Source organism: Pseudomonas sp. CHM02 (assembly GCF_000612585.1).
Taxonomy (GTDB): domain Bacteria; phylum Pseudomonadota; class Gammaproteobacteria; order Pseudomonadales; family Pseudomonadaceae; genus Aquipseudomonas.
In genome coordinates this window covers 36,489-47,606 of record NZ_JFCA01000052.1, presented here as the reverse complement: position 1 = coordinate 47,606, position 11,118 = coordinate 36,489, and the positions used below count along the sequence as shown (strand labels likewise).

At 61.3% G+C, this 11,118-nt stretch carries 11 protein-coding genes; 4 read left to right on the top strand and 7 right to left on the bottom strand.

The window, feature by feature from the left end; translation table 11 throughout:
* Positions 1-233 precede the first annotated feature (233 nt).
* The 6 genes from BM70_RS0125585 to BM70_RS0125555 all read right to left on the bottom strand — a co-directional run bounded on the left by BM70_RS0125585 (position 234) and on the right by BM70_RS0125555 (position 5,324).
* A complete protein-coding gene (locus BM70_RS0125585; RefSeq protein ID WP_025858673.1) occupies positions 234-740 on the bottom strand; it encodes a GNAT family N-acetyltransferase in 507 nt (168 codons plus the stop codon).
* Positions 737-1,144, bottom strand: a complete 408-nt coding sequence (locus tag BM70_RS0125580; RefSeq protein ID WP_025858672.1) for an NUDIX domain-containing protein — start codon at positions 1,142-1,144, stop codon at positions 737-739. Before BM70_RS0125580 ends, BM70_RS0125585 begins: the two co-directional genes overlap by 4 nt.
* A gap of 47 nt (positions 1,145-1,191) precedes the next feature.
* Positions 1,192-2,538, bottom strand: a complete 1,347-nt coding sequence (locus BM70_RS0125575; protein WP_025858671.1) for an HD domain-containing phosphohydrolase — start codon at positions 2,536-2,538, stop codon at positions 1,192-1,194.
* A 167-nt stretch (positions 2,539-2,705) separates the two neighbouring features.
* Entirely contained in the window at positions 2,706-2,978 is a 273-nt protein-coding gene (locus BM70_RS0125565) for a type B 50S ribosomal protein L31 (protein WP_025858669.1), read from the bottom strand.
* 100 nt (positions 2,979-3,078) lie between these two features.
* Positions 3,079-4,404 carry an APC family permease gene (locus BM70_RS0125560; RefSeq protein ID WP_025858668.1) on the bottom strand — a complete coding sequence of 442 codons (1,326 nt, stop codon included), beginning with the start codon at positions 4,402-4,404 and terminating at the stop codon, positions 3,079-3,081.
* A gap of 98 nt (positions 4,405-4,502) precedes the next feature.
* On the bottom strand, positions 4,503-5,324 hold the full coding sequence (locus tag BM70_RS0125555) for a carbon-nitrogen hydrolase family protein (RefSeq protein WP_025858667.1): 822 nt from the start codon (positions 5,322-5,324) through the stop codon (positions 4,503-4,505).
* Between the two features lie 93 nt (positions 5,325-5,417).
* Between BM70_RS0125555 and BM70_RS0125550 the strand changes: the two genes are divergently transcribed.
* The 4 genes from BM70_RS0125550 to BM70_RS0125535 all read left to right on the top strand — a co-directional run bounded on the left by BM70_RS0125550 (position 5,418) and on the right by BM70_RS0125535 (position 9,451).
* Positions 5,418-6,182: a LuxR C-terminal-related transcriptional regulator gene (locus BM70_RS0125550; protein ID WP_025858666.1), complete on the top strand. Its 765-nt coding sequence runs from the start codon at positions 5,418-5,420 to the stop codon at positions 6,180-6,182.
* A 28-nt stretch (positions 6,183-6,210) separates the two neighbouring features.
* Entirely contained in the window at positions 6,211-7,830 is a 1,620-nt protein-coding gene (locus tag BM70_RS0125545) for an FMN-binding glutamate synthase family protein (protein ID WP_025858665.1), read from the top strand.
* Between the two features lie 67 nt (positions 7,831-7,897).
* Positions 7,898-8,194 carry a cupin domain-containing protein gene (locus BM70_RS0125540; RefSeq protein WP_025858664.1) on the top strand — a complete coding sequence of 99 codons (297 nt, stop codon included), beginning with the start codon at positions 7,898-7,900 and terminating at the stop codon, positions 8,192-8,194.
* 132 nt (positions 8,195-8,326) lie between these two features.
* Entirely contained in the window at positions 8,327-9,451 is a 1,125-nt protein-coding gene (locus BM70_RS0125535; protein ID WP_025858663.1) for an OpgC family protein, read from the top strand.
* Positions 9,452-9,497: 46 nt separating this feature from the next.
* On the opposite strand, the gene BM70_RS0125530 is transcribed toward BM70_RS0125535, so the two are convergent.
* Positions 9,498-10,910 (bottom strand): amino acid permease, encoded by a 1,413-nt coding sequence (locus BM70_RS0125530; RefSeq protein WP_025858662.1) that lies wholly within the window; start codon positions 10,908-10,910, stop codon positions 9,498-9,500.
* Between the last annotated feature and the right edge of the window lie 208 nt (positions 10,911-11,118).

The following is an 11,118-nucleotide window of genomic DNA, read 5'->3' as shown; positions in this document are numbered from 1 at the left end:
TGCTTACTTTTGCGCTGTTCAAAAGTGAGCCGCCGTAAGGGCGGAACCAATACCAGCCGTTACCCAAATAACGAATATGTACACCGCACCACCGCCTTCGCAGGCAAGCCAGCTCCTACAATTTGATCGTGGGACAACAGTTAGATAGCGGTCGTCTGTCAAGCTCCCTCACCACAGGTGCAGCGTTGTGCAGAGACTTATGGCGATCGCAGGCAAGCCTGCCACAGTGAAAATCACTGGTCCTGCAATTCGCGCCACATGTGGATTTTATCGAAGTAATCGACGCCCACCCGCACCGCCAGCGGCTCCAGGCCGTACTGGATGAAGCCGCAGCGCTGGTAAAGCGCGAACGCTGCGTCATTGCCGGCGGTGACGGTCAGTTGGATCACTTTCAGGCGCGGATGCTGGCGCGCCTCAGCCAGCGCGGCCTCGACCAATTGGCGGCCCAAGCCGTTCTGCTGGTAAGCCTGGGTCACGTACATGCCGAACAAAGTCACCTTGTGCCGTGCCTTCTCCCGAGGCTCGAACGCCAAGCCGACAATGCCCGCCAGTTCATCCCGGTGAAAACCGCCCAACAGCCGATCCAGCGGGTTGTCGAGGCGCTTCTGCCACCAACTCAAGGGCATTGCGGCACGTTCGGCCACGCTGGAGGTGAATGCCTGGGGATAGGCGCCATAGGCCTCCAGCATCAAGGCCCGATAAGCTTCGGCGTCGTCAGCCCCCAGCGTGCGGATGATCATGCGGTCAGCGATGCGCGATAAAACGGCAGGATCAGATCGCGCGTCAACGGCGCCAGGACCAGGCCGCCGTCGCCGGCCGGGTCGATCCAGCGCACTTCTTCAATCTCGGCGGCCGGGTTTACCGCGACGTCGATCTGTACCTGAAACAGCTCGGCTTCCACGGTGAAACCGGGCTCGTTGACCGCCGGTGCAGAAAACTTGCCCAGGTAAACAGCGGCGCCCGGCTCGATACGCAGGTTCAGTTCTTCATGCAGCTCACGGGCCAGGGCCTCGGCAGGTTGCTCGCCCGCGTCGATCTTGCCACCCGGTTGCATGAAAGCCTGGGTGCCGCGCTTGCGCACCAGCAGGGTCTGGCCGTCGCTGCCGATCAGGAGGGCGGCGGCGATGCGGATGGTGGAGGGCATGTACGGTCTTCCTTGAAGGCAAAGATGTAAGGATCACATGAAGTGCCTCAACCGCAAAGCTGTGCCTCGCCGGTGTCCTTGATAAACACGCTGTACCGCGCGCCTTCCATGGTTTCAAACGCAATCAATTTATCCACCAGCGGCAGGTTCAACACCTTGCCGGCATTGAGCAGCAGCATGCCGTTGTCGGCATTGAGGTTGCGCGCCAGCACCATACCCTCCGCCAGCTCCCGGGTACCGAGCACTTTGACGTTGGGGTCGCCCAGGGTGACGTCCTTGAGGTAGGTGGCGCAGACCAGCACAAAGTCTTCCACCATCACCGGGTCGTACAGCCGCCCGGCGTATTTGCGGATGTACAGCAGCGCTTCGTCGCTGTTCATCTGCCGTTCCAGGATCAGGCCTTTTTGCAGCTCGATAAAATCCACCGCCAGTTTCAACAGGCGCGAGCCGGCGGGGATTGCGTCGCCCTTGAGGTGGTCAGGGAAACCCGTGCCGTCCCAGCGTTCCTGGTGATGGCGGATCAGCCGCGCGGCGTCTTTCATGGGTTCCAGGGTCATCAGCAGCGACTCGCTCTGGGTCGCATAGGCGCGATAGCGTTCGCGGTCGCTGCTGTGCAACAGGTCCGACGGCGAGGCCATCATGCTGTCGCTCCAGCTCAGCTTGCCGATGTTGTAGAGCGCGGCGGCCATGGTCAGGTCCCGGTTGCTGGCCTCGTCCACGCCATGGGTCACACACCAGGTGCGCACCAGTTCGATGATCTGCCGGTTGGTTTGCTTGGCGCGGGGCAAGCGCAGGTTGGCCAACAGCGAAAACACCTCAGTGCCGGTGGCGTAGCTGTGCTTGAGCTCCTCGTAGGCCAGGTCGAGCATGTCGGCGGTCTGCTGCAGTTCGCTGGTGCGCGAGGCCACGCGTTTTTCCAGGGTGGCGTTGAGCTGCTTGAGTTCATCGTTCTGCTGCTGGATCAGTTGCTCCAGGCGCAGGCGCTCCAGCTCGGAATGCTGGTGGGCCAGGGATTGGCGCAGCGCCAGCAGCAACTCTTCATCGTTCCAGGGTTTGCTCAGGTAGCGATAGATCTCACCTTCGTTGATCGCTTTGATGATCAGGGTCAGGTCGGTCTCGCTGGTCAGCAGGATCCGCACGGTGTGGGGATAGTGCTGGTGGACATGCGCCAGCAGCGAGGCGCCATCCATGTCCGGCAGGCGCGCGGCGCTCATCACCAGGTCGACGGGTTGGCTGGCAAGAATGGTCAGGGCATCGGCAGCGCATGTGGCGCTGTACAGATCGAAGGGCTCCAGCCGTAGCAGGTGCGTCAGGCTGTGGAGTACGTCCGGGTGGGCATCGATCAACAGCACCACGGCACGGTCGGCATCGGTGAACGTAATTGACTCTCCCATGGGACACCTCGGATCGTCGGTGTGCGTTCCTTATTGTCTGGGCCTGCCTTCCTGGCGATTACTCAGTAGTCTAGCCGGTTTTGTGCAGGGTGATAGCCTTACGATATCAACGCAAAAAAAAGCCGCTCCAGAAACCGGAGCGGCCTTCGAGGTGAAGCGTACAGCCCTCACGCCTCGGTTTTTTTCGGGCTCGAACCAAACGAAGCGAAACGTTTGTTGAACCCGGCGATCCGGCCTTCGGCTTGGGTCTTGCGCTGTTGGCCGGTGTAGATCGGGTGCGAGGCGCTGGAGACGTCCAACGGGATGTAAGGGTAAGTGTTGCCGTCGCTGTGTTTATGGGTGCGGTCGCTGTCGGCGGTGGAGCCGATCAGGAAGAACACGTCGGCGGCGGTGTCGTGGAACAGCACAGTGCGGTAGTCGGGATGGATACCAGCTTTCATAAGGCCTCCGGGGCGTCTGGGTGCACTTAATGTGTTATACAGTAACACAAATCATGCACCAAAACGAGAACCGATTGCAATAAGAATAGGCCCGCCGCTTCTATGCGGCCTCCTGGAAGTCCATTTCCGGCGGCTGTTGCGAGAAACCGCGAGTCAGCACGCCCAGGTAAACCAGACCAATCGCCAACCACACCAGGCCCAGGTAAATCGCCAGGTGATCGAGGCTGACCATCAACCACAGATCCGCCAGCAGGCCGATGGCCGGGAATACCAGGAACAGGATCAGCTCACGCACACCACGCTGCTTGGCGCCGATCCAGTAGTGGAAGATCACCGACAGGTTCACCAGGCTGAACGCCAGGAACGCACCGAAATTGATGAACGAGGTGGAGGTGGTCACGTCCAGCTTCAACGCCAGCAGCGCCACCACGGCACACAGCAGGATGCTGTTGACCGGCGTCCCGAAGCGCGCATGCAAGGCGCCGAAGAACGACTTGGGCAACACCCCGTCGCGGCCCATCGCGAACAGCAAGCGCGAACCACTGGCCTGAGCCGACAGCCCCGAGGCGAACTGGCCGACGATCAGGCCGATCAGGAAGATCGACACAAACAGGTCGCCGCCGATGTTGCGCGCGATTTCATACGCCGCGGAGTCCACATTGGCGAACTCGAACGACGGATGGGCGATCTGCACAAAGTAGGACACCGCCACGAAGATCAGCCCACCGATCAAGGTGATCAACATGATCGCCCGAGGGATGGTGCGCCTTGGGTCGCGGGTTTCTTCGGTGAGGGTGCTGACTGCATCAAAGCCCAGGAACGAATAGCAAGCGATGGCTGCGCCGCTCATGATCAATGGCATTTGCATCTGGCCGTTGAAGAATGGGGTGATGGTCCACAGTGGTTTGCTCGCATCGCCACCGATGTAGTGGATGCACAGCGCGACAAACGCGATCAGCACCAGAAACTGCACCAGCATCAGCAAGGCGTTGATGCCGTTGGCCAGCTTGAGGCCGACGATGTTGATGGCGCTGGTGATGCCAATGAACGCCAGTACCCAGATCCACTGTGGCACCGCCGGGAATGCCGAATTCAGGTACGCCGCGCCGATCAGCCAGATCGCCATGGGCAGGAACAGGTAGTCGAGCAACACCGCCCAACCGGCGATGAAGCCCAGCTTGGGGCTGATGGCCTTGCGCACATAGCTGTAGGCGGAACCGGCCACCGGGAAGGCCGAGGCCATGCGCCCGTAGCTCATGGCGGTGAAGAACATCGCCACCAGGGCGGCGAGGTAAGCGGCGGGGACCATGCCGGCGGTGGATTGCGCCAGGATGCCGAAGGTGCCGAGCACAATGATCGGCGTCATATAGGCGATGCCAAACAGCACCACCGACCCTAACGACAGGGTGCGTTGCAAACGAGCCATGAGCGATTCTCCGCTGATTTATTAGATTTATGGCAGAACTGAAGTCGGTGAAGCGGATGCACTAATTGTTATGGTGTACAGCGCCTACAAGGGTTGTGTCAGTTTTTCGGGATCAGCAGCTCACGTGTCCCATCGCTGCGCTCGATCACCTCTCCCGGCAATTTCAAGCGCTGGTCGTCCAGGTAGCGATAGTCCTTGCGCGCCGCTGCCAGTTGGTCGAGATCCAGCTCGACGGTGAATTGCCCTTCCTCGCGCCCGGCCTCGAACAGCAACGTGCCGAACGGGTCGACCAACGCGCTGCCGCCCGCAAACAACAACCCGCCATCGCCTTCTTCCACGCGGTTGACCATCAGCGCAAACGCCTGGTTTTCCTGGGCACGCGCCATGATCGCAGTGCGGTGCGTGGGGCCATAGGGGTCCATGTTGCCGTTGGTGACGATCAACACCTCGGCGCCCAGTTGCGCGTTGGCGCGGGCGGTTTCCGGGAATTCGATGTCGTAGCAGATCAACAGCCCGACGCGCACGCCGTTCCACAGGCAGGTGGCGTAGCGATCGCCTGGGGTGAACACGCCACGATCGGAGGCCCACAGGTGGGTCTTGCGATAGCGCAGGGCGATGCCTTCGGGCGTGATCAACAGGGTGGTGTTATAGAATTGACCGCCGTCGCTTTCCGCCATGCCGATCACCACCGCGATATTGCGCGTGCGGGCGGCATCGATAATGGCCTGTACCGTAGGGCCATCCACAGGCTCAGCGATGTCGGCGACGGTCTCGGCCGAGGGGAAGCCCATCAGGTGGGTTTCCGGGAATACGATCAGGTGCGTGTCGCTCGCGCTTGCAGCAATCGCCGCCAAAGCGCGCTCAAGGTTGTAAGCTGTGCCGTTATCGCGGCCGGCCAACTGGGCAAATTCGACCTTCATGGGAAGTCCTGTTGTTTTATCTGTGGCGCAGTATGCGCAGCCGCACCCGCCGGGGAAATCACGCCGCCGGGGTAACCCTATGGGGGTAGACGAATGACAGTCTCGCTGCAAGACATCGCCTGGCACCGTTCGGTGGGGCAAATGATAGACGCCCTCGACCAGGCCAATTTCTGGACCCAACTGGTGCGTTTGCTCGACCAGTACGTGCCGTTCGACAGCTGGGTGGTCTTGCTGTTCAGCAGCGCGCACCGCCCGCTGGTGTTCGCCGAATGCCCGGGTGCCGACGGCACGCCGGACCATCTGTTCCAGGACTACCTCAACGGCCTGTACCTGCTCGACCCTTTCTACATCGCCAGCCGCGAACACTCGCGTACCGGGCTGGTGCGACTGGCGGAAGTCGCGCCGGAGCACTTCGAACTCACCGAGTACTACCAGCGCTACTTCCGCCTGAACGTGGTCGCAGATGAAATCCAATTTAATTGCCAACTGCCGGATGGGCGTACGCTATGCCTGTCGTTGGGTTCGAAGCAGCGTTTCGATCCGCAGCAGATTGCCCTGCTGTCGCTGATTCAACCCTGGGTGCTGAGTTTGCTGCGCCAGCGCCTGCCCTATGAACTCAACCAGGTCAGCGCACCGCAGCTGCCGATCCAGAATGATGACTGGGGCGCGCAGCTCACCGCCCGCGAGCTGGATGTAGGCCGCTTGATGCTCAGCGGTTGCTCCAGCAAGGAAATCGCTCGTAAGCTGGAAATCTCTGTTGAAACCGTGAAAGTCCATAAGAAACACATGTACAGCAAGCTAGGGATCAAATCCCAGTCGGAGCTGTTCTCGATCTTTCTACAGGCGCAAAACGCCTAGCCGATGAGTCCGAACCAAGGAAAACCGTATGAGCCTGTCGTTACTAAGCCGCTACGCCTTCTTTGCCGTGTGCGTCATTTTCACCCTCGCCAGCCTCCCCTTTATCGACCATGAATGGCTGTGGCCCATCACCATCGTCACGGGCGTGCTGAGCTTGATCGGCCTGTTCGACCTGCTGCAAAGCCCCCACGCGGTACGCCGCAATTACCCGATCCTGGGCAATATCCGTTACCTGGTGGAAGCCATCCGCCCGGAGATCCGCCAGTACCTGCTTGAATCCGACAGCGATGCCCTGCCCTTCTCCCGCGCCCAGCGCTCGCTGGTCTACTCACGCGCCAAGAACGAGACGGCGGACAAACCCTTCGGCACCCTGATCGACGTGTACCAGTCGGGCTTCGAATTCATCGGCCACTCCATGCGCCCCGCGCCGTTGAGCGATCCGAGCGCGTTTCGCGTGATGGTCGGCGGCCCGCAGTGCAAACAGCCGTACTCGGCGTCGGTGTTCAACATCTCGGCGATGAGCTTTGGCTCGTTGAGCGCCAACGCGATTCGCGCGTTGAACCAGGGCGCCAAACTCGGCAACTTCGCCCATGACACCGGCGAAGGCAGCATCAGCCCGTACCACCGCGAAAACGGTGGCGACCTGACCTGGGAACTGGGCAGCGGCTACTTCGGTTGCCGCACCAGCGACGGCCGTTTCGACCCGGAACGTTTCGCCGTGCAGGCGCAGAATCCGCAAGTGCGCATGATCGAAATCAAGATGAGCCAGGGCGCCAAGCCCGGCCATGGCGGGATCCTGCCCAAGCACAAGGTCACCCAGGAAATCGCCGACACCCGCGGCATCATGATGGGTGAAGACTGCATCTCGCCGTCGCGCCACAGTGCCTTTTCCACCCCGATCGAACTGATGCAGTTCATCGCCCAACTGCGCGAACTGTCCGGCGGCAAACCGGTGGGTTTCAAGTTCTGCCTGGGTCACCCGTGGGAATTCATGGGCATCGCCAAGGCCATGCTCGAAACCGGCATCCTCCCGGACTTTATCGTGGTCGACGGCAAGGAAGGCGGTACCGGCGCTGCCCCCGTGGAGTTCACCGACCATATCGGCGTGCCGCTGCGTGAAGGCCTGCTGTTCGTGCACAACACCCTGGTGGGCTTGAACCTGCGCGACAAGATCAAGCTCGGCGCCAGCGGCAAGATCGTCAGCGCGTTCGATATCGCCAGCGTGCTGGCCATCGGCGCCGACTGGGCCAACTCGGCGCGTGGCTTCATGTTCGCCATCGGCTGCATCCAGTCCCAAAGCTGCCACACCAACAAATGCCCCACCGGCGTCGCCACCCAGGACCCGCTGCGCCAACGCGCACTGGTGGTCCCGGACAAGGCCCAGCGGGTGTTCAACTTCCACCGCAACACCCTCAAGGCCCTGGCAGAAATGCTCGCGGCGGCGGGCCTGGATCACCCCTCGCAGCTGTCGGCCAAGCACCTGGTGCGGCGCATGTCGGCGACCGAGATCAAGTTGTTCTCGCAGTTGCATGTGTTCCTCAAGCCAGGCGAATTGCTCACCGGCGAAGTGAACGGCGAGTTCTATTCGCGCATGTGGCAGATGGCGCGGGCGGACAGTTTCGAACCCCATGAAGCCAGCGCCGCGTAATATCAACACCTCAACCCTTATCGCTGAACCGGACCACCGACGGCATCGTTGAAACAAGGAGATTCACATGCCGTTACTGGACTTCGCCGCCATCGCCGGGCAACTGCCCGACAGCTGGAAATCGACGCGCCTGGGCCAGGTCGGCCCGGCGCGGATCAAGGTGCTGCGCATGGACGAACAGGCTTACGAGGAAGAAACCCATGCCTACAACGAAGGGTTGCTGGTGATTGAGGGTCAGTTGCGCTTGAGCATCGGCGACAGCGAGATCAGGGTAGGCGCCGGCCAGATGTACCTCGTGGAGGCCGGTATCGCCCATGCGGTACTTGCGGGCAGCCATGGCACGCTGGTCATCCTTGATGTCTAGAGACATTCAGTAATACCCAACCTTTGCAATTGCTTACAAATAGCGCCAACCTGCGCCCGCCCGACGTGCGGCGTACGACAACACCCGCGCTCGCTTGTCATTACTTAACACCTTGTTCAAGAGCTCGTAGCCATGCTGAACGGACGCGACCCGCGCATCGATTTTTTTCGGGGCCTGGCGTTGATCTTCATTTTCTGGGATCACGTCCCCCACAACCCCCTGGGCCAGATCACCCTGCGCAACATCGGTTTCAGCGATGCCGCCGAGGTGTTCGTATTCCTCGCCGGTTTTGCCGCCGTATTGGCGTACGGCAAGATCATGCAGCGCGACGGCTACTGGATGGCCTGCCTGAAGATCCTGCGGCGCACCTGGGTGTTGTACGTGGTGCATATCTTCCTGCTGGCGATGCTGATGGGCATCGTGTTCTACGCCAACAGCCATGTGGAAACCCGTGACCTGGTCGAAGAGATGGGCCTGACGCATTTCGTCACCCATCCGCAACAGGCGCTTACCGATGAGCTGCTGCTGCGCTTCAAGCCTAACCTGATGGACCCCTTGCCGCTGTATATCGTGCTGCTGGCCGGCCTGTCGGTGACGCTGCCGCTGATGATCCGCAAGACCTGGGCGGTGGTGGCGGTGTCCGCCACGGTGTACCTGCTTGCGCCCTGGATGGGTTGGAACCTGCGCGCGATTGCCGACGGCGTGTGGTACTTCAACCCGGTGACCTGGCAGTTCCTGTTTGTGCTGGGCGGTGCGGCGGCAATTCACAGTCTGCGAGAAAAACCCATTGAGACCCGGCCACTGGTGCGCCAACCCTTGTTCGTCGCCGCGGCCGTTTACGTGCTGGTCACCGGGATGATTACCCTGTCATGGCGCTGGCCCGAGATCCATGACGCGGTCATGCCCTCTACACTCAGCGACCTGCTGTACCCGATCAGCAAGACCGACCTGTCGCCAGTGCGCCTGGTGCACTTCCTCGCGTTGGCCTACGTCACCGCCAAACTGCTGCCGGGTGCCGGCTGGACGCAAAACCGACTGGCCGCCGAAGTCTGCCGCATGGGCCGCTTCTCCCTCGAAGTGTTCTGCCTGGGCGTGCTGCTGGCGCCATTGGCGGACATGGTCAACGCCATGGCCGGCGATGCCTTTGCCATGCAGGTATTCACCGCGCTGGTGGGTGCCGGCTTGATGGCCGCGCTGGGCGCCTGGCTGGAGTTCAACAAGCGCCTGAGCCAGCGCCCTCAACCAGCCATCGCGTAAAAACAAAAAGCCCCGATCAAGGGGCTTTTTGTTGTACTGCCGACTGTCAGGCCGCGGAGCGCACCGCCGCATTGGTCGGCTGCAACTTGAACACGTAGAACAACACCGTCAGCAGCACCAGGAACACCGGCCCCACGTACAGCGCGATGCGGGTATCCGGGAAGTACGCCATCAGGCCCACCACCAGCACCAGGAACGCCAAGGCCAGGTACGAACTGACCGGGTACAGCCACATGCGGTACTTGAGGCCGGCGCGTTCGGCCGGGCTCAGGCCCTGGCGGAACTTGAGCTGCGCCAGCAGGATCATCACCCAGGTCCAGATCGCACCGAAGGTGGCGATCGAGGTCACCCAGACGAAGACTTTTTCCGGCACCAGGTAGTTGAGCAACACGCCCAGCAGCAAGGCAAAAATCGACAGCAGCAACGCTTTACGCGGTACGCCGTTGCTGGAGGTGGTACCGAAGGCGGCCGGGGCCTGGCCGTTTTGCGCCAGGCTGTAGAGCATGCGCCCGGTGCTGAAGATGCCGCCGTTGCAGGAGGACAGCGCGGCGGTGATCACCACGAAGTTGATGATGCCGGCCGCGGTCTTGATGCCCAGGCGCTCGAAGGTCATCACGAACGGGCTGCCCTGGGTGCCGATTTCATTCCACGGGTAGATCGACAGGATCACGAACAACGCACCGACATAAAACAGCAGGATGCGCCAGAACACCGAGCCGATGGCATTCGGGATGGTCTTCTGCGGGTTCTTCGCTTCACCGGCGGTGAGGCCGATCATTTCCACGCCCAGGTAGGCGAACATCACCATTTGCAGCGACATCAACACGCCCTGCACGCCGTTGGGCAGGAAGCCGCCGTGGGCCCACAGGTTGGAAATGCCCAGCGCCACGCCGTCATTGCCGAAACCGAACGCAATGATGCCAACGCCGCCGATCACCATGGCGATGATGGTGACGATCTTGATCAGCGCGAACCAGAACTCGAACTCGCCGAAGGCCTTGACCGCGATCAGGTTGATGGTGCCCATGCTGACCAGGGCCGCCAGGGCCCAGATCCAGCGCGGCACGTCGGGGAACCAGACGCCCATGTACACCGCGACGGCAGTGATTTCCGCGACGCAGGTCACCAGCCACAGGAACCAGTAGTTCCAGCCGGTGAGAAAGCCCGCCAACGGGCCGAGGTAATCCTGGGCGTAACGGCTGAACGAACCGGCGACGGGGTTGTGCACCGCCATTTCGCCGAGGGCGCGCATGATCACCAGGATCGCCAGGCCGCCAATGATGTAGGAGAGCATGATCGCCGGGCCGGCCATTTCAATGGCCTTGGCCGAGCCCAGGAACAGGCCGACACCGATGCAGGCGCCGAGGGCCATCAGGCGAATATGCCGTTCGCCCAGTTCACGTTTCAGCGGGCCGCCCTGAGCGGTCTCGCCATGGGGCAGGTGGTTGCCAACTGGCATAGGGGTACAACCTCGTCTTGTTATTGGATTGAACCACTGAGCATTCCGCATTCCAGCCGATAGGTGGAGGCGGATTTCAACCAGGCCGGTTTCGTGGACAGGCCCGTCCTGCAGGATCAGTGGGGGGAGCAGTATAAAAAGTCGCTCCCAGTGTCTTTCACTCTATAAGTGACTAAATTCAGCGATAACTCTTGGTAAATGCGCCTTT

What these genes read in the sequence shown, in the direction of transcription:
- BM70_RS0125535 (WP_025858663.1), top strand. Translation starts at nt 8,327, where the DNA reads ATGCTGAACGGACGCGACCCGCGCATCGATTTTTTTCGGGGCCTGGCG.
- BM70_RS0125540 (WP_025858664.1), top strand. Translation starts at nt 7,898, where the DNA reads ATGCCGTTACTGGACTTCGCCGCCATCGCCGGGCAACTGCCCGACAGC.
- BM70_RS0125555 (WP_025858667.1), bottom strand. Translation starts at nt 5,324, where the DNA reads ATGAAGGTCGAATTTGCCCAGTTGGCCGGCCGCGATAACGGCACAGCT.
- BM70_RS0125580 (WP_025858672.1), bottom strand. Translation starts at nt 1,144, where the DNA reads ATGCCCTCCACCATCCGCATCGCCGCCGCCCTCCTGATCGGCAGCGAC.
- BM70_RS0125565 (WP_025858669.1), bottom strand. Translation starts at nt 2,978, where the DNA reads ATGAAAGCTGGTATCCATCCCGACTACCGCACTGTGCTGTTCCACGAC.
- BM70_RS0125530 (WP_025858662.1), bottom strand. Translation starts at nt 10,910, where the DNA reads ATGCCAGTTGGCAACCACCTGCCCCATGGCGAGACCGCTCAGGGCGGC.
- BM70_RS0125585 (WP_025858673.1), bottom strand. Translation starts at nt 740, where the DNA reads ATGATCATCCGCACGCTGGGGGCTGACGACGCCGAAGCTTATCGGGCC.
- BM70_RS0125560 (WP_025858668.1), bottom strand. Translation starts at nt 4,404, where the DNA reads ATGGCTCGTTTGCAACGCACCCTGTCGTTAGGGTCGGTGGTGCTGTTT.
- BM70_RS0125550 (WP_025858666.1), top strand. Translation starts at nt 5,418, where the DNA reads ATGACAGTCTCGCTGCAAGACATCGCCTGGCACCGTTCGGTGGGGCAA.
- BM70_RS0125545 (WP_025858665.1), top strand. Translation starts at nt 6,211, where the DNA reads ATGAGCCTGTCGTTACTAAGCCGCTACGCCTTCTTTGCCGTGTGCGTC.
- BM70_RS0125575 (WP_025858671.1), bottom strand. Translation starts at nt 2,538, where the DNA reads ATGGGAGAGTCAATTACGTTCACCGATGCCGACCGTGCCGTGGTGCTG.